Below are 16,821 nucleotides of genomic sequence, written 5' to 3'. Positions count from 1 at the left end.
ATCACATGTCGGGGGACAGAATCAGGGGGGCCTTCGCCGGGCTCGCCGTCGGCGACGCCGCCGGCTGGCCCGCCGGCCGCCACCGCTCGGCGCTGCACGCGCCGTGGAGCCGCCGCCTGTACCGCGAGCTCGACGCATTCGCCGAGGAGCACCGCGTCACCACGCTGCCGGTGCCGTTCGCGCTCAACCAGCCGGTCGCGCCACTGCGGATCGGGCCGTCCGACGACGCCGAGTGGCTCGCCTGGACGGCGCTGACCATCGATCTCCGTGGCGGCCGGCCGCGCGCCGAGGCGTTCAGGGAGCTGACGGACGTCAGGGCGCGCATCTCCGTGGCGACCGCGCTGGACAACCTCGCCAAGGGCGTCGAGCCGCCCGCGTCCGGGCACGACAATCCGCACCACTTCGACGACGCCGCCGCCATCCGGGCGGTCGCGTACGGCGCCATCGGGCGCGATCCGACCGAGGACGCCCAGGTCACCAACGCCCTCGACGGCGTGCTCGGTGCGCGGGCCATGGCCGCCGCGGTGGCCGAGGCCGTCGCGTCCGGGCAGGTCGGCCGGGCGGTCGAGGCGGCGCTCGCCGTCCTGCCGCCCGACACCGCCATCGGGCACAACGCGCGCGCCGCGCTGGACGCCGCCCGCGCGGCGGGAGACCCGTTCGCCGCGGTGCCGGCGCTGGACGCGGTGCTGCTCGACCACGTCTACAGCTACGCCGTGGGCGCCGCGCAGACGGTGCCCGTGGCGCTGGCGCTGGCCGAGGCGGCCGGCGGCGAGCTGGGCCGGGCCGTGCCCGCGGCGGCGTGCCTGGCGCCGGTGGCCGACTCGGCGCCGGCGCTGACCGGGGCGCTGGCGGGGGCCTGCGGCGGGTTCGACGCGATCCCGGAGGGGTGGATCGCGTCGGTCCGTACGCTGGCCGGCTGCTGCCTGCCCGATCTCGCCGGGCGGGATCTCATCGAAGTAGCGGACAATCTCACGAGTCGACTCACGACTCATCACACGAGTCATCACACGGAGGGAATCGCATGACGCCGCTTGAGGACAGGGCCACTGGCTGCGTGGCGGGGGCAGCGGTCGGTGACGCGCTGGGCGGCGCAACCGAAGGCTGGACCCCCGAACAGATCGTGGAACGTCACGGCGGCCGCGTCGAGGGCATCGTGCCGCCGTTCAACGAGGACTGGCGCAACGCCCGCCCCATCGCGCCGTACCACAAGGGCGACGGCCACATCACCGACGACACCCTCATGACGCACGCCCTGATCCGCGTGTACGACAAGGCCGGCGGGCACCTCGACGCGTACGCGATGGCCGAGTACCTGGTGCCCGAGCTGATGGGCGAGCGGCGCTGGATCCCCGAGCTGGAGACCGAGGCGCTGCCGCTGCAGCGGATCTTCCTGGCCGAGAAGTGGATCGTCGCCCGCCTGCACTACGGGCACGTCGACCCGCGTGAGGCCGGCGTCGGCAACATCGTCAACTGCGGCGCCGCCATGTACGTCGCCCCGGTCGGCATCGTCAACGCCGCAGACCCCGACGCCGCCTACGCCGAGGCCATCGACCTGACCGGGGCCCACCAGTCCAGCTACGGCCGCGAGGCCGCCGGCGTCATGGCCGCCGCCGTCGCCGAGGCCATGCGCCCCGGCGCGAGCGCCGACTCCGTGGTCGCGGCCTGCCTGCGCCTGGCCAAGGACGGCACGCGGGCCGCCATCGAGGCCGTCTGCGAGGCCGCCTCCGGCCTGACGCACTGGGAGGGCTCGTTCGAGACGCTGCGCGCCGCCATGCGCCCCTTCGACACGGTCGCCGACACCTACCGCGACCAGGGGCTGGGCGCGCGGCGGCCGAGCCGGGTGCACAGCATCGAGGAGCTGCCGCTGGCGCTCGGGTTCCTGGTGATCGCCAAGGGCGGCTACCGCGACACGGTGCTCGGCGGGGTCAACTACGGGCGCGACGCCGACTCGATCGCCTCCATGGGCGGCGCCATCGCGGGCGCGCTCGGCGGGCTGTCCGCCGTGCCGTCCGCGTGGGTGGAGCAGGTGGGGGCGGCCAGCCGTACCGACCTGGTGGCTCCCGGGCTGGCGATCGCGGAGGTGGCCCGCCGGGTGCACGCCGACGACGTGGCCCGCCGTCGCCGCCACGAGGCGGCCTTCGCGGAGCTCGACGGCCGATGATCCGGCTGACCTGGGTCCAGCCCGAGGACCTCGTCGGGCACGAGCTGCGCCAGGCCGCGGAGGACGGCCGCGACGTGCGCGAGATCGCCGAGCGCTGGCACGCGGCCGGCGGGCACGACGCCCCGCCGAGGGCCGGCGCCTCCGAGCCGGGTGCCGCGCGGCTGCGCCGGCTCGCCGAGCTGCTGCTGGACGAGCTGGCGGCGATCCCGTCGCCGCTGGACGAGCCGTCCGACCTGGACGCCATCGTCGCCGCCTGCCCGGACTGGCCCTCAGCCGCCGGCCGGCGCGACGTGGACCCCGCCCGGGTGCTGGGCGCCTGGCAGGGGCGGGCGGCCGGGTGCGTGCTCGGCAAGCCCGTCGAGAAGATCCCGCGTGCAGGCATCAGGGAGATCGCCGAGGCCACCGGCAACTGGCCGATCCGCGGCTGGTTCACCGCCAAGGGCCTGCCGGACGACGTCGCCCGCCGCTGGCCGTGGAACCGGCGCAGCGCCGTCAACTCCCTCGCCGAGAACATCGACGGCATCCCCGAGGACGACGACCTCAACTATCCGCTGCTGGCACTGTCGGTGCTGGAGCGGCACGGCCGCGGCTTCACCACCGACGACGTGGCCAAGCTCTGGCTGGACGAGCTGCCCGCCGGCCGGACGTTCACCGCCGAGCGGGTCGCGTACCGCAACCTGCTCGACGGTGTCGAGCCGCCGGCGACGGCCACGTACCGCAACCCGTTCCGCGAGTGGATCGGCGCGCTGATCAGGGCCGACGTGTACGGCTGGGTCAACCCGGGCGACCCGGCCACGGCGGCCGAGTACGCCTGGCGAGACGCCCGCCTGACGCACACCGCCAACGGGATCTACGGGGCGATGTTCACGGCGGCGATGTGCGCCGCCGCGCTGGTCGCCACGTCGGCGGCGGAGGTCGTGGACGCCGGCCTGTCCGTGGTGCCGCGCGGCTCGCGCCTGCACGAGGCGGTACGCCTGGCCGCCGCCGACGCCGCCCGCGAGGACGACTTCGAACGCGTCGTCGACCTCCTGCACGAGCGGCACGGCGCCGTGCACTGGGTGCACACCATCCACAACGCCGCCCTGATCGCGGCCACGCTGATCCACGGCCGCGGCGACTTCACCGCGACGATCGCCGGCGCGGTCGCCGGCGGCTGGGACACCGACTCCGCCGGCGCCACCGCCGGGTCCCTCGCGGGCGCGCTGAACGGTGGCGTGCCGGAGCGGTGGCGGCTGCGCGACGCCCTGGCCAGCAGCCTGACCGGGTTCGACGGCGTGGGGCTGGGCGAGCTCGCCGCCCGTACTCAGGAGATGATGGCCTCATGATCTCGGTATTCGGCAGCGCCAACATGGACCTCGTCGCGTACGTCGCCCAGGCCCCCGAACGGGGAGAGACGGTCACAGGTCACCGATTCCGCACGATCCCCGGCGGCAAGGGCGCCAACCAGGCGATCGCCGCCGCCCGCGCCGGGGCCCCGGTGGCGTTCCTGGGCGCGGTGGGCGACGACGGCTTCGGGGCGGAGCTGCGCGCCGCGCTCACGGAGGCCGGCGTCGACGTGCGCGGCCTGCGCCAGGTGCCCGGGTCCAGCGGCATCGCGCACATCGTGGTCGACGACGACGGCGGCAACTCGATCATCGTCGTCCCCGGCGCGAACGGCACCGTCACCGGGCCATCGGGCGAGGACATGGCGGCGATCGCCCGCTCCGACGCGCTGCTGCTCCAGCTGGAGCTGCCCATGGAGGGTGTCGTGGCGGCGGCGCAGGCCGCCCAGGTGTCCCGGGTGCCGGTCTACCTCACGCCGGCGCCCGCCCGGCCGCTGCCGCACGAGCTGCTCGGCGCCGTCACGACGATCGTCCCGAACGAGCACGAGGCCGCCGCCATCACGGGCGTCTCCGGGCCGGAGGCCGCCCTCGACGCGCTGCTGGAGCAGGTCCAGGAGGCCGTCATCACGCTCGGCTCCGACGGCGCGCTGTACGGGGCGCGCACCGGGGAGCGGCTGCAGGTGCCCGCCGCCGCGGTCAAGGCCGTGGACACGACGGCGGCCGGCGACACGTTCGTCGGGGCGCTTGCCGTGGCCCGCGCCGAGGGGCGCGGCATGGCGGAGGCGCTGCGGTTCGCGTCCACGGCGGCGGCGCTGTCGGTGCAGCGGGAGGGCGCGAGCACCTCGATGCCCACCCGCCACGAGATCGAGAACGCCCTCACCTGACCCGGTCGTAGCGCAGCACCGCCGTCCGCCCGTCGCACACCCGCGAGTCCGCGAGCCGCAGGTCCATCCGCTCCTGCGGCGGGAACAACGGCAGGCCGCCGCCGAGCACCACCGGGTGGACCATGACGTGGTACTCGTCGATCAGGCCGAGCGCGGTGAGCGCGGACGCCAGCCGCGACCCGCCGTTGAGCAGCAGGTCGTCGCCCGCCTGCCGCTTCAGCTCCGCGACCTCCTTGCCAAGGTCGCCGGAGACGATCCGGGTGTTCCAGCCGGCCTCCCGCAGCGTCGTGGAGAACACGACCTTCGGCGTGCTCCGCCAGATCGGCGCGAACTTGAGGTCGTGCGGGTCGTCGGACATCGACTCGGCGTGCGGCCAGTAGCCGGACATCATCTCCCACACGACGCGCCCGTACAGGAAGGTGCCGACCCGGGCCTGCACCTCGTCCCCGTACGCCGACAGCTCCGGCCCCATCCGCGCCCAGTCGAACTCGCCGTTCGGGCCGTGAATGTGGCCGTCGAGCGAGGTGTGCACCCAGTAGATGAGCTTGCTCATGTATGTGCTCCTTCTCCGTTGTCCGGCAGGGGGTCGGAGCGGCGCACGTCTTCTCGACATCGCGGGAGAAAGAAAATTCTCAGTCGTGGTCCAGGGGAGCCGTACGGCGGCCACGGGCCGCGTCCCCGTCAGCAGGCCGGGCAGGAGCGCGGCCAGGCCGGGCGGGAACACGCGCTCCCGCGTGGCCGCCAGTTCCCCGGCGCTCCACCAGCGGTTGCCGTTCAGCCACTGCTCGCTGACGTGGTCCTCCCGCACGGTGGGCGCCACGGTCGCAGCCGCGACCCGGGCGAAGAAGTACGAGCTCACCGTGTGGAAGTGGCGGCCCTCGTTCGACCACGTGCCCTCGTTCACCGCCACCGGCTCGCCCAGGGCGGCCGGGTCGAGCACGTGGCCGGTCTCCTCCAGCGCCTCGCGGGCCGCCGCCTGCGCCGGGGTCTCGCCGGGCTCGATCCCGCCGCCGGGCAGGTGCCAGGAGGGCTCCTTCGGCCACGGGGCCGGCGGGACGAACCGGAACAGCAGCACCCGGTCCCGGGGGTCGGCCAGGATGAGGCGGGCAGTAGGACGGTCAGCGATGATCACTTTTGGACCCTAACAGGCCGGTTTGGGGGGTATCGGCAGGGCAGGTGAGGGCTATGACCGAAACACCCGATGAGCTGCCCGAGACGATCGACGGGATCGAGGGGGAGAGCGACGTGGTCGCCGAGCGGTCGGGGTCGGACACGCCCAAAAGCCGCCGGCCCCTCCTCGCGGACCTTCCCGATGACGAGGAAGAGCCGTGGCATTCGGAGGGGCCGGAAGAGGACGAGGACGAGGACGTCACCCGCCCCGACGCCGGCCCCACCGGCTGACCGCACCCACCCGCTCCGGACCCACGAGCCTGCCGCAGTCCACCGCTCGTGCCCCAAGGCCGGCCGGACGCCGCCGCCCTGACCCAAGGGCCGGCCGGACGCCGCCGCCCTGACCCAAGGGCCGGCCGGACGCCGCCGCCCGACCGGCTACGGTGGCCCGCCACGCCCGGATCTCGCCACGCCCGAGTCGTGCCCGAGCCGTGCCCGAGCCGTGCCCGAGCCGTACCCGAGCCGTACCCGAGCCGTGCCCGAGCCGCCCTTGAGAGCATCAGCCGGTGACGTTCCGCGGAGTGGATCCCGCCGGCCGCCCCAGGCTTTTACCGCAGGTGGGCGAGCGTCTGCCGGAGCTCGGCCTCCAGGACGGAGGCGGCCGTGTCGCCGTCGCCGTCGCGGACGGCCCTCACCAGCGCCGCGTGCGACTCGTGCCCCGGCTCGCGGTCGTGGTCGCGCAGCCGCAGCAGCTCCACCAGGTCGACCAGCCGCTCCCGCAGCGCGGGCGCGAACTCCGCGAACAGGTCCGTCAGCACCGGATTGCCCGCCGCCGCCACGACCGCCGCGTGCAGGGCGATGTCGGCGTCCACGAAGGCGGCGTCGTCGCCCGCCGCCGCACGGGCGCGCGCCTCCAGCGCCGCCTCGATCGCCGCCACGTCCTCGTCCGTACGCCGCCGCGCCGCCAGCCGGGCGGCCTGCGTCTCGACCATCATGCGGACCTCGTACACGTCGGCGATGGCGGCGCGGCGCAGCCGGACCGGCCAGTCCTCGGCCGGCTCGGCGGCGATCACGAACACCCCCGACCCCTGACGGGCCCGCACCAGACCCGCACCGGCGAGCGCCCGCAGGGCCTCGCGCACCGTGGAACGGCCCACGCCGAGCGTCTTGGCCAGCGCGTTCTCGCCGGGGAGCCGGGTGCCGACCGGCCACTCGCCGCTGGCGATCTGCTCGCGCAGGTGGCTGGTGGCCTGCTCGACGAGCGGGCTCGGACGGAGGGAGGCGAGAGGCATCAGCGAACCTGTCAGCTTGTCTGAGGACCTGTGGTGTGGTTAGTGTACCGCCATGACGTCGTACGGTCTGCTGCTTCTCGGCCGCCGCGGCGGGGCCTGACCGCGACCGGCACCCCGCCGCGGTGTCCAGGGTGTCCGCCGGTCCTCCCCGCCAAGCGAGACAGCAAGGAAGCAATGTACGTCTGGAACCGGCAACGTCCGAGCACCATGCCCTCCCACCGCTACCGCCCCGCCCACGAGCGCGTCGAGGTGCCGCTGACCGAGCGCGCCTGGCCCGCGCGGCGCCTCACCCAGGCGCCCCTGTGGGTGCCGGTCGACCTGCGCGACGGCAACCAGGCCCTGGTCGAGCCGATGGACCCGGAACGCAAGCGCCTCATGTTCGACCTGCTCACGACCATGGGCTTCAAGGAGATCGAGGTCGGCTACCCGTCGTCCAGCCGGCCGGACTTCGATTTCGTCCGCCACCTGGCCACCTCCGGCGCCGTGCCGGACGACGTGAGCGTGGTGGTCTTCACGGCCGCCCGCCGCGACCTGATCGAGCGTACGTTCGCCTCGATCGAGGGGATGTCCCGGGTGGTCGTGCACCTGTACACCGCCACCGCCCCCACCTGGCGCGACGTGGTGCTCGGCCACGACCGCCGCGAGCTGCGCGACCTCGTCATGGACGCCGCCGCTCACGTCGCCCGCCTGGCCGGCGACCGCGACATCCGCTTCCAGTTCTCCCCTGAGGTGTTCAACCTCACCGAGCCCGACTACGCGCTGGAGGTCTGCAACGACCTGACCGCCCTGTGGGACGCCTCGCCGGACCGCCCCGTGATCCACAACCTGCCCGCCACGGTCGAGGTCGCCACCCCCAACGTGTACGCCGACCAGATCGAGTACATGCACCGCCACCTCGACCGCAGGGACGCGGTGATCCTCTCCGTCCACCCGCACAACGACCGCGGCACCGGCGTGGCCTGCGCCGAGCTGGCCCTGCTGGCGGGCGCGCAGCGGGTGGAGGGCTGCCTGCTCGGCAACGGCGAGCGCACCGGCAACGTCGACCTGGTGACCCTCGCGCTCAACCTGCACGTCCAGGGGGTCGACCCGATGATCGACCTGTCCGACATCGACGAGGTCCGGCGCGTGGTCGAACGCTGCAACCGCCTGCCCGTGCCCGAGCGCCACCCGTACGCCGGCGACCTGGTGTACACCGCCTTCTCCGGCACCCATCAGGACGCCATCGGCAAGGGCCTGGCCCACCACGCCAAGCGGGCCGCCGAGCTGGGCGTGCCGCCGCAGCTCGCGCCGTGGGACGTGCCGTACCTGCCGATCGACCCGGCCGACGTGGGCCGCGACTACCAGGCGGTGATCCGGGTCAACAGCCAGTCGGGCAAGGGCGGCATCGCGTACCTGCTGCGCACCCGTCACGGACTGGAGCTGCCCCGGCGGCTGCAGATCGACTTCTCGCAGGTCGTGCAGCGGGCCACCGACGGCAGCGGCGAGGAGGTCACCGCCGGGCAGCTGTGGGAGCTGTTCCGCGCCACCTACCTGGCGCCGGGGGAGCCGAGCCCGCTGACGGAGTGGAACACGGCGCAGACCGGGCCGGGCGTCCACGAGTTCACCGGCACGCTGCGTGACGGCCGCCTGCTACGCGGCACCGGCAACGGCCCGCTGTCGGCGCTGGCCGGGGCGTTCGCCGCCGGCGGCGTAGACGTCGACATCCTGCACTACGCCGAGCACGCCCTCGACCCCGGCCAGGACGGCCGGGCGATCGCCTACGTGGAGGCGCGCGTCGGCGGCGCGACGTACTGGGGCGCGGCCGTGGACACGTCAGCGCTCACGGCCTCGGTGCACGCGGTGCTGGCCGCCGTCAACCGCGCTGCCTGATCACACCACCGGGGCGGCGGTGAGGTGCGCGACGCACTCCTCCCGGTAGGCGAGGGTACGCTCCCGCAGCCGCCCGGGGTCGGCCAGCACGGCGCGGGAGACCGACGGCAGCAGGGCATGCCGTACGGACGCGAACACCCGCGCCACGTCGGCGGGCGACGCGCCCTGCACGCCCAGCCCCGGAGCCAGGACGGGCCCGTTGAGGTCGTCCAGCGACTCCTCCAGCACGGGCAGCGTGGCGCCCATCACGACCCCGACCGGCCCGAACGGCGAGTGGCCCGCGTTCGCCGCGGCGGCCCCGGCCAGCACCTGCCCTGCCACGGGCCGCTGCAGCGGGGCCGCCTCCGGGTTCGACGTGCGGGCCAGCACGAACACGCCCGCGTCGTTGGCCACCGCCGAGGCGATCGCCCCCTCCAGCGACCCGAACCCGAGGTATGGGCTCAGCGTCACGGCGTCGGCGGCGAGAGGGCTGCCCCGGTCGAGGTAGGCCTCGGCGTAGGCGGCCATCGTGCTGTCGATGTCGCCCCGCTTGACGTCGAGGATCACCAGCGCGCCGGCGTCACGCAGGTCGGCGATGGTGCGTTCGAGCACGGCAATGCCGCGGCTGCCCCAGCGCTCGAAGAAGGCCGACTGCGGCTTGACCGCGGCGGCCACGTCGGCCACGGCGTCGACCACCGAGCGGCTGAAGCGCTCCAGGCCGGCGGGGGAGTCGTCGAGCTCCCAGGACTGCAGCAGGGCGGGGCTCGGATCGATGCCGACGCACAGCGGCCCCCGCTCGTCCATCCTGGCCCGCAGTCGCGCCCCGAACGAATCGTCCATCTCACCGCTCCCCCGCCACCGCGGGCGCGGCGGCTCGAATCGTCTACTCGGGCGACAATAGGCCACGAAGCCCCTTCCGCTGAAGCGAGTCTTCCATGAATGGCCTCGGGGGTAGATCAGCTGACATGTACGAGATCGCCCAACGGGTGCTGGCGCTGCGCACCGATCCGCCACGTGACGTCGTGGTCACGATCGGCCTGCCCTACGAGGAGCCGACGGGCGACTGGTCGTGCCCGTACCGGATCGACGGGCTGGAAGGGTGGGAGCACGAGCGGAAGGTCACCGGGTTCGACGCGATGGAGGCCGTCGAACTGGCGATGAGCACGGTGCGGGCGGCGCTCGCCGGGTCGCACGAGGCCGGTGAGGGGCTGCTCGCCGCCGACGACCTGCCGCAGTCCCGCGCCAGGACCGTGTACGTCACCTGGCACCAGGAGAGCAACGTCGCCTACATCGCGATGAAGCACGAGGTCGGGCCCGGCGAGGCCGTGCGCCAGGTCGTCGCGGAGGACGTCGTGCTCGACTATGCCGGCTCAGGGGAACTCCTGGGCGTGGAGCTGACGGACGCGGCGACGCTGCTGCCGTCGGAGATGCGTCTCTAGCGCCCGAGCAGCCACCGCCAGCGCGGCAGCTCCAGCACCACCGTCACCACCGCCAGCACGGTGACCAGCGCGGCGGCGATCGCGTGCCAGGCCGCCCAGGCCGCCGCCACCGCGGCGAGCACGTGCAGGACGACCAGGGCGATCGTCACCAGGCCTGGCACGGCGACGATCACACTGCGCTTGTCGCCCGGTGTGGAGAACACCGTCGGCAGGCCGATCAGCACCGCCACCGACAGCACCGCCAGCGGAACCGACGTCGCCGCCAGCGCCCAGGGCGTCGCCACCCAGGCCACCAGCTCGGTGGCGAAGCGGAACGCGGACGCGACGCGGTCGTCGGGGCGGGGGGTGGTGAGCACCCGCGCACTCTACACAGAAGCGGACCAGCGAGCCTAGACGTGGATCTTTCCCCTCGGGTCGGGATAATCGATCTGTGAATACACCTCCACGCATCGTGGCCACCGACCTCGATGGCACCCTCCTCACCTCCGAGGGCACCGTCACCGCCCGTACCCGGCAGGCCCTGCGGGCGGCCCGCGCGGCGGGCGCCGAGATCGTCTTCGTCACCGCGAGGGCACCGCGCGGCGCCAGGGAGATCGCCGCCCGGGCCGGCGTCACCGGCACCGCCATCTGCAGCAACGGCGCGGTCGTGTACGACGTGGAGACCGACGAGATCACCGCCCGCAGCCCGCTCGACCCCGTGGCGGCGCGCAAGGTCGCCGAGGCCCTCGCCCAGTCGCTGCCCGGCGTCGGCCTGGCCGTCGAGACCGGCAGGGGCGTGCTGGCCGAGTCGGCCTACACCCGGCGCGTCGAGAGCGACCTCGCGTTCTACCGGGAGGTCGAGTCCGTCTTCGACCACGACCAGCCGATCGTCAAGCTGCTCGCCCTGTCGGTCGCCCACACGGCGGACGAGATGTACGCGGCGGTGTCGCCCGCCGTCGGCGACCTGGCTGAGGTCACGCACTCGGGCGTGGACGGGGTGCTCGAGATCAGCGCCGCGGGCGTGACCAAGGCCGGCACGCTGGAACGGCTCTGCCAGGACAGGGGCGTCGAGGCCGGCGACGTGGTGGCCTTCGGCGACATGCCGAACGACCTGTCCGTGCTGCTCTACGCGGGCGCGGGCTACGCGATGGCCAACGCCCACCCGATGGTGCTGGCGGCGGCGGAGCACCGGACGCTGTCGAACGACGAGGACGGCGTGGCCGAGGTGCTGGAGCGGCTCTTCGCATGACGGAACCCGTGCCCGCCCTGCTCACGGGCGGGCACGGGTGAATGCCCCGGCGCCGCGGGTCGCCCCCGGGCGCCGCGGGGCGCCCGCCGAGGACGGAGCCACCGCAGGCGCCCGGGGGGCTCCGCGGTCAGAGTCATCAGGGATGTCCCGCGCGGCACGGCGACGTGGTGCGGCGGCCTAGGCGACCACCCGCTCCGGCTGCCGCTCCGGCTGCCGGTCCACCGGCCGCTCTCCGTTGGCCGCCCCCTCGTTGGGGTGGCCACCCGCCATGATCCGGTCGATCAGGGCGAGCGCCAGCGCGGAGACGACGAAGGTCAGATGGATCAAGGTCTTCCAAATGAGCTCCCTGTCGGTGATGGACGGCCTGGCCGCGTTGATGAAGATCTGCAGGAGGTGGATGGACGAGATGCCGATGATCGCCATGGCCAGCTTGACCTTCAGCACGTTGGCGTTGACGTGCGAAAGCCACTGCGGCTGGTCGGGGTGGCCCTCGATGCGCAGCCGGGAGACGAACGTCTCGTAACCGCCGATGATCACCATGATGAGCAGGTTGGAGATCATCACGACGTCGACGAGGCCGAGGACGATCAGCATGACCGTGGTCTCCGGAGGGTGGCCTCCGAATCCCAGGTGGACGAGATGCACCAGCTCGGCCAGGAACCGCCACACGTAGACGACCTGGGCGACGATGAGCCCCAGGTAGAGCGGCACCTGGATCCACCGGCTGAGGAACATCACATAGCCGACGTGTCCCAGAGGAGTCCGTGGCCCCGTCGGCGTCTGGGCCACGGACAGTTGCGCCGGACGCACTAGGAGGTCAGGAGATTGACGTGGTGGACCCAGGTCTCCACGGTGACGAGGGGTGTGCCGCCGCCGAGTGTTTCGAGGGTTTCCTTGATGCTGGGTGGTGCGACGGCCGCCACCGCCAAGGCGGTGACGACGACGGTCAGGAAGCGGACCTTCAACGGAACTCCTTGCTGCTGCATTCTTCTAGACGCTGATCGCGCTGTCTGAGGGGATGTGGGTCAGGCGTGGAAGCAGTCGACGACCGGGGTCTTCGCGGTGAAGAGGTCGGGGTGGGCGGTGAAGTCGCTCACCGACTCGGACACGCAGGTGCCCAGCGTGGCGGGATCGATGGCCGCGTGCGCCGGCGCGGCGAGCAGGGCCACGGCTCCGACGGCGACCGCGGCCGCGAGCAGGCGGGGGGTGGAACGCATGGAACCTCCTGGGGACGGTAACGAGGAACCCTCGACGGTGTTACCCAGCGTAGTGCTAAAGCAACACTGAGTAAAAGCATCGCCATCCGGCGAGCGCCGAACCTCTCTCCAGGGGTTCCGGTTCTCCGGCGGGAGGGCGCGATTGGCGGGTACACGCGGCTGTTGCCATGATGTGCGGCGGGGTTCGGAGATCCGGCGCGGCTGGGGGAGTGATGGCGGCGGAATATGACCATGGGAGCGACGTCAGCCTGGGGGAACGGCTGCGGAGCTCACGGCGGGCGAGTTTCGTCGGCCGGTCCGCCGAGCTGGCCGTGTTCGACGCCATGCTCGCCGCCGATCGTCCGGCCTTCGGCCTGCTGTGGGTGCACGGGCCGGGCGGGGTGGGCAAGACCGCCCTGTGCGGCATGTTCGCCGAACGGGCCCGCGCGGCGGGCCGGCCGGTGCACGTGTGCGATGCGCGGGACGCCGACGTGACGCGCGAGGGGCTGCGGGCCGCGCTGGGCGAGCCGGTGCCCGGTCAGGTCACGATCGTCGACACCTTCGAGCGGTGCGCGCCGCTGGAGACATGGCTGCGTGACTCCGTGCTGCCCGACTGGCCTGCCGACGGCCTGCTCGTCGTCAGCGGCCGTCGCCGCCCGGACGAACGCTGGCTCGGCGACGTGGGCTGGCAGCCGCTGCTGCGCACGCTGCCGCTGCGCAACCTCCGCCCCGACGAGAGCCGCGACTACCTGCGCGCCAGGGGCGTCGTGGGCGTGCGGCAGGAGCAGGTCATCGAGTTCACCCATGGCCATCCGCTGGCGCTGTCCCTGGTGGCGGAGATGCTGGCGCAGGGCCGTCCGCTGCCGCCCGTATGCCCGGAGCAGGAGCCCGAGCTGGTGCGGATCCTGCTGGAACGCCTGGTCGAGCACGTGCCGGGCGCACGGCACCGCTCGGCCCTGGAGGTCTGCGCCCATGTGCGGGTCACGACCGAGGAGACGCTGGCCGAGGTGCTCGGCGGCGAGGACGCGGCGGAGCTGTTCGCCTGGTTGCGCGACCTGTCGTTCGTCGAGCACGGCCCGCACGGGGCGTATCTCCACGACCTGGCGCGTGACGTGCTGGACGCCGACCTGCGCTGGCGCAACCCCCACGAGTACCGGCGCCTGCACGCCGCCGCCCGCGCCGCGGCGTTGCGCCGGGTGCAGGCCACCGACGGCCCCCGGCAGCACCGGGCGCTGCTGGACTTCCTGTTCATGCACCGCAACAGCCCCGTCATGCGGAACTACCAGGACTGGGAGTCCTTCGGCGTCGTCCACACCGCCCCGGCGTCCCCACAGGTCCTGCCCGAGCTGCTGTCCATGATCGAGCGGTACGAGGGCGCGCGGTCGGCGGCGCTGGCCGGACAGTGGTACCGGCGCCAGCCGTGGGCGTTCACCGCCTTCCACGACGCGGACGGCGAGATCGTCGGTTTCGAAGGCACTTTGTCGCTGCACGAGGCGTCTCCCGAGGACATCGACGCCGACCCGGCGACCAGGGCGGCCATGGCCTTCGCCCGCCGGCACGGGCCGCTGCGCCCGGGCGACCAGGTCCTCTACCACCGGTTCGCCATCAGCCGCGACGCCTACCAGGGGGTCTCGCCCAGCTCCAACATGTTCGCGGTCGCGGCGTTCCGGCGCTGGCTCGTCACCCCGCAGCTGGCCTGGACCTTCGTCGCGCTGTCCGATCCGGACTTCTGGCAGCCGATGTTCGACTACCTCAACATGCCGCGCGTCCCCGAGGCCGACTTCGAGGTCGGCCGGCGCTACGGCGTCTTCAGCCACGACTGGCGGGTGGAGCCGCCGGCGGCCTGGTTCGACCTGATGGAGGAGCGCGAGCTCGAAGACGTGCGGGCCGACGGCGCGACGAGCGCGGCCCGCCCGCCCGCCGCGGCCGCGCCGCCCGCGCTCGTCGTGCTGTCGGAGCCGGAGTTCCGGACGGCGGTGCGTCACGCGCTGCGGAACTACACCCGCCTCGACGTGCTGGCCGCCAGCCCCCTGCTGCGCTCGCGGGTGACCGTGGACCGGGCCGCAGGCGCCCGCCCGCGCCCTGAGGACCTGCAGCGGGTCATCGCCGAGGCCGCCGAGACGCTGCGCGGCAATCCCCGTGACGAGAAGCTCTACCGAGCGGTCCACCGTACGTACCTGAAGCCGGCCCCGACACAGGAGCAGGCGGCTGAGGTGCTCGGTCTGCCGTTCAGCACCTACCGCGCCCACCTGGGCGCCGGGATCGACCGGATCGGCGCCTGGTTGTGGCTGCGTGAGCTGTCCGGGCCCGAGCCGGTGCAAACCTAGCAGTTTTCCACCTGGGAACCGAGCAGCGGACGCTCGTACCGTCGTCGCCGTCAACGATCGCCTCACGACCTCAGGAGGTGCGGTGTCAACGGCCACGTACGGTCCCGGGCACTCTGAGCAGGAGCTCGACCGGCTCATCCAACAGGCGAGCTTCTTCGGCGACCTGACCGAACACGTCCTCGTCCGTGCCGGTCTGCAGCCCGGCATGCGGGTGCTCGACGTCGGCTGCGGCTCCGGCGACGTCTCGTTCCTGGCCGCGCGCCTGGTCGGCGGCGAGGGATCCGTCATCGGCCTGGACAACGCGGAAGCGGCCGTCGGCACCGCACGCGCCCGCGCCGCCGCCGCCCGGCTGGACAACGTGCACTTCGTCCTCGGCGACCTCGCGGAGCACCGCCTCGACCTGCGGGTGGACGCGGTGATCGGCCGCCTGGTGCTGATGTACCTGCCCGACGCCGTCGCGGCCCTGGCCCACCTGCGCACGCTGCTGGCGCCCGGCGGCCTGATGGTCTTCCAGGAGGTCGACCTGATCGGCGCGACGTCCGAACCGCCGTGCCCGCTTCTGGAGGCCACGGTGGCGCGGGTGGCCGAGACCCTGCGCCGTGTCGGCGGTGACGTGCGCACCGGGCTGCGGCTGCCGCGGCTCTTCACGGCGGCCGGTCTGCCCCGGCCTCGCATGATCATGGGCGCTCGCGTCGAGTCGGGACCCGACAGCCCCATGTACGACCAGATCGTCGGTGTCACGCGCACGTTGCTCGCGCCCATGGAGCAGACCGGCGTCGCCACGGCGTCGGAGGTGGACCTCGACACGCTGGACGAGCGCCTGCGCGCCGAGGTGGCGGCGGCGAGCGCCACCGTCGTCCTTCCCCACTTCGTCGGCGCCTGGGCCCAACTTCCCGGCGGAGCCGATGCCTGACGGCGCTTTTCGCGATTTTTCACACCAGAAACTCGACAAGGAGAAGACTGCGATGACCGCAGACGCCCACCCCGCCCCCGTGTTGGCGGACTTCGAACGGATGATGACCATGATCACCGGCTTCTGGGTGAGTCAGGCGGTCCGCGCCGCGGCGGTGTTCAACATCGCCGAACACCTGGCAGCGGGCCGGACGACCGCCGAGGAGATCGCCGGTGCGGAGTCCGCCGATCGCGACGCCGTCCGGCGCCTGCTGCGCACCGTGGCGTCACTGGGCCTGCTCACCTCCGCGGACGGAGTGCATTTCGCGAGCACGAGCCTGCTCGACACCCTCCACCCGGACACCCCGCACTCCCTGCACCACCTCGCCTTGTCCCAGGCTGCCCCCGGTCACTGGCTGCCCTGGGGCCGGTTCCCCGACGCCGTCCGCAGCGGAGCGACGCAGGGCCCCGCCGCGTACGGAGGCGAGGTGTGGGACTACCTGGCGAAGAACCCGGAAGAAGCCGGCTACTTCACCCGCTCGCTGGCGAACATCACGGCGATGACCAACGCCGAGGTGGCCCGCCGGATCGGCGTGCGCGGGGAAGGCCTGGCCGTGGACGTGGGCGGCGCGGACGGCTCCCTGCTCCGCGAGCTCATGCGCGACCACCCCCACCTGCGCGGCGTGGTGCTCGACCGCCCGGACGTCGTCCCGGACGCGCTGGCGGCGGCCAAGGCGGACGGCCTCGCCGACCGGTTCGAGGCCGTCGGCGGTGACTTCTTCCGGGAGGTGCCCGCCGCCGACCTCTACCTGCTGCGGTACATCGTCCACGACTGGAACGACGAGCAGGCCGTCCGCATCCTGACGAACTGCCGGCGATCCCTCAACGACGGCGGCCGGCTCGCCGTCGTGGAGCTCCTGGTCGGCCCGATCGGCACCCCCGGCCTCGCGCCGGTGATGGACGCCAACATGCTGGTGATGACCGGCGGGCGCGAACGCGACCTCGCGGAGTACGACGCGCTCTTCGCCCGGGCGGGGCTGCGCCGGATCCGGGTGGCCGAGGCGGGGAACATGGTGGTGATGGAGGCCGTGGCCCTCTGACGACGCGGCTCGGCCCGGCCGCC

Annotated in this window: 18 protein-coding genes; 11 read left to right on the top strand and 7 right to left on the bottom strand. The window is 73.3% G+C overall.

Going from position 1 to position 16,821, the window contains the following annotated elements; all coding sequences use genetic code 11:
- Nucleotides 1–5: 5 nt before the first annotated feature.
- Genes ACIBP6_RS24685 through rbsK form a run of 4 tightly spaced genes read left to right on the top strand, consistent with a single transcriptional unit; the run spans nucleotide 6 to nucleotide 4,367 of the window.
- Complete coding sequence (locus ACIBP6_RS24685) at nucleotides 6–1,025, top strand: ADP-ribosylglycohydrolase family protein (protein ID WP_397055707.1); 1,020 nt, start codon at nucleotides 6–8, stop codon at nucleotides 1,023–1,025.
- Complete coding sequence (locus tag ACIBP6_RS24680) at nucleotides 1,022–2,161, top strand: ADP-ribosylglycohydrolase family protein (protein WP_397055706.1); 1,140 nt, start codon at nucleotides 1,022–1,024, stop codon at nucleotides 2,159–2,161. The genes ACIBP6_RS24685 and ACIBP6_RS24680 overlap by 4 nt, the downstream gene beginning before the upstream one ends.
- Nucleotides 2,158–3,486, top strand: a complete 1,329-nt coding sequence (locus tag ACIBP6_RS24675; protein ID WP_397055704.1) for an ADP-ribosylglycohydrolase family protein — start codon at nucleotides 2,158–2,160, stop codon at nucleotides 3,484–3,486. The genes ACIBP6_RS24680 and ACIBP6_RS24675 overlap by 4 nt, the downstream gene beginning before the upstream one ends.
- Nucleotides 3,483–4,367 (top strand): ribokinase, encoded by an 885-nt coding sequence (gene rbsK, locus ACIBP6_RS24670; protein ID WP_397055702.1) that lies wholly within the window; start codon nucleotides 3,483–3,485, stop codon nucleotides 4,365–4,367. Before ACIBP6_RS24675 ends, rbsK begins: the two co-directional genes overlap by 4 nt.
- Here rbsK and ACIBP6_RS24665 read toward each other — a convergent pair.
- On the bottom strand, nucleotides 4,360–5,499 hold the full coding sequence (locus ACIBP6_RS24665) for a dihydrofolate reductase family protein (RefSeq protein WP_397055700.1): 1,140 nt from the start codon (nucleotides 5,497–5,499) through the stop codon (nucleotides 4,360–4,362). The genes rbsK and ACIBP6_RS24665 overlap by 8 nt on opposite strands.
- 53 nt (nucleotides 5,500–5,552) lie before the next feature.
- Between ACIBP6_RS24665 and ACIBP6_RS24660 the strand changes: the two genes are divergently transcribed.
- A complete protein-coding gene (locus tag ACIBP6_RS24660; RefSeq protein WP_132618104.1) occupies nucleotides 5,553–5,768 on the top strand; it encodes a hypothetical protein in 216 nt (71 codons plus the stop codon).
- Between the two features lie 317 nt (nucleotides 5,769–6,085).
- Here ACIBP6_RS24660 and ACIBP6_RS24655 read toward each other — a convergent pair whose 3' ends face one another.
- Nucleotides 6,086–6,769, bottom strand: a complete 684-nt coding sequence (locus ACIBP6_RS24655; protein ID WP_397055698.1) for a FadR/GntR family transcriptional regulator — start codon at nucleotides 6,767–6,769, stop codon at nucleotides 6,086–6,088.
- A 174-nt stretch (nucleotides 6,770–6,943) separates the two neighbouring features.
- Here ACIBP6_RS24655 and leuA point away from each other — a divergent pair, with 174 nt between their 5' ends.
- Nucleotides 6,944–8,638, top strand: coding sequence for a 2-isopropylmalate synthase (gene leuA, locus ACIBP6_RS24650; protein ID WP_397055696.1), 1,695 nt, complete (start codon nucleotides 6,944–6,946; stop codon nucleotides 8,636–8,638).
- On the opposite strand, the gene pyrF is transcribed toward leuA, so the two are convergent.
- Entirely contained in the window at nucleotides 8,639–9,457 is an 819-nt protein-coding gene (gene pyrF, locus ACIBP6_RS24645; protein ID WP_397055694.1) for an orotidine-5'-phosphate decarboxylase, read from the bottom strand.
- Nucleotides 9,458–9,582: 125 nt separating this feature from the next.
- Here pyrF and ACIBP6_RS24640 point away from each other — a divergent pair, with 125 nt between their 5' ends.
- Entirely contained in the window at nucleotides 9,583–10,056 is a 474-nt protein-coding gene (locus tag ACIBP6_RS24640) for a DUF2283 domain-containing protein (RefSeq protein WP_132618107.1), read from the top strand.
- Here the strand turns inward: ACIBP6_RS24640 and ACIBP6_RS24635 are convergent.
- Nucleotides 10,053–10,412, bottom strand: coding sequence for a hypothetical protein (locus tag ACIBP6_RS24635; RefSeq protein WP_397055692.1), 360 nt, complete (start codon nucleotides 10,410–10,412; stop codon nucleotides 10,053–10,055). The two genes, ACIBP6_RS24640 and ACIBP6_RS24635, sit on opposite strands and share 4 nt — an antisense overlap.
- A 74-nt stretch (nucleotides 10,413–10,486) precedes the next feature.
- On the opposite strand from ACIBP6_RS24635, the gene ACIBP6_RS24630 reads away from it, so the two are divergent.
- Nucleotides 10,487–11,284: an HAD family hydrolase gene (locus ACIBP6_RS24630; protein ID WP_397055690.1), complete on the top strand. Its 798-nt coding sequence runs from the start codon at nucleotides 10,487–10,489 to the stop codon at nucleotides 11,282–11,284.
- A 177-nt stretch (nucleotides 11,285–11,461) separates the two neighbouring features.
- Here ACIBP6_RS24630 and ACIBP6_RS24625 read toward each other — a convergent pair whose 3' ends face one another.
- The 3 genes from ACIBP6_RS24625 to ACIBP6_RS24615 form a co-directional block, all read right to left on the bottom strand.
- Nucleotides 11,462–12,019 (bottom strand): TIGR00645 family protein, encoded by a 558-nt coding sequence (locus ACIBP6_RS24625; protein ID WP_397057073.1) that lies wholly within the window; start codon nucleotides 12,017–12,019, stop codon nucleotides 11,462–11,464.
- A gap of 74 nt (nucleotides 12,020–12,093) precedes the next feature.
- The gene (locus ACIBP6_RS24620; RefSeq protein WP_397055688.1) at nucleotides 12,094–12,249 is read right to left on the bottom strand and encodes a hypothetical protein; all 156 of its coding nucleotides are present in this window, start codon (nucleotides 12,247–12,249) and stop codon (nucleotides 12,094–12,096) included.
- Between the two features lie 60 nt (nucleotides 12,250–12,309).
- Nucleotides 12,310–12,501, bottom strand: coding sequence for a hypothetical protein (locus ACIBP6_RS24615; RefSeq protein ID WP_397055686.1), 192 nt, complete (start codon nucleotides 12,499–12,501; stop codon nucleotides 12,310–12,312).
- A gap of 212 nt (nucleotides 12,502–12,713) precedes the next feature.
- Between ACIBP6_RS24615 and ACIBP6_RS24610 the strand changes: the two genes are divergently transcribed.
- The 3 genes from ACIBP6_RS24610 to ACIBP6_RS24600 all read left to right on the top strand — a co-directional run bounded on the left by ACIBP6_RS24610 (nucleotide 12,714) and on the right by ACIBP6_RS24600 (nucleotide 16,798).
- On the top strand, nucleotides 12,714–14,807 hold the full coding sequence (locus tag ACIBP6_RS24610; protein ID WP_397055684.1) for an ATP-binding protein: 2,094 nt from the start codon (nucleotides 12,714–12,716) through the stop codon (nucleotides 14,805–14,807).
- 82 nt (nucleotides 14,808–14,889) lie between these two features.
- Nucleotides 14,890–15,720, top strand: coding sequence for a class I SAM-dependent methyltransferase (locus ACIBP6_RS24605; RefSeq protein WP_397055682.1), 831 nt, complete (start codon nucleotides 14,890–14,892; stop codon nucleotides 15,718–15,720).
- A gap of 52 nt (nucleotides 15,721–15,772) precedes the next feature.
- Nucleotides 15,773–16,798: a methyltransferase gene (locus tag ACIBP6_RS24600; protein WP_397055680.1), complete on the top strand. Its 1,026-nt coding sequence runs from the start codon at nucleotides 15,773–15,775 to the stop codon at nucleotides 16,796–16,798.
- Nucleotides 16,799–16,821 lie beyond the last annotated feature (23 nt).

The sequence above is a fragment of the Nonomuraea terrae genome, from assembly GCF_044465245.1.
Taxonomy (GTDB): Bacteria; Actinomycetota; Actinomycetes; order Streptosporangiales; family Streptosporangiaceae; genus Nonomuraea; species Nonomuraea terrae.
Note: the sequence above shows the minus strand (reverse complement) of the source record. Positions and strands in the feature narration are given on the sequence as shown.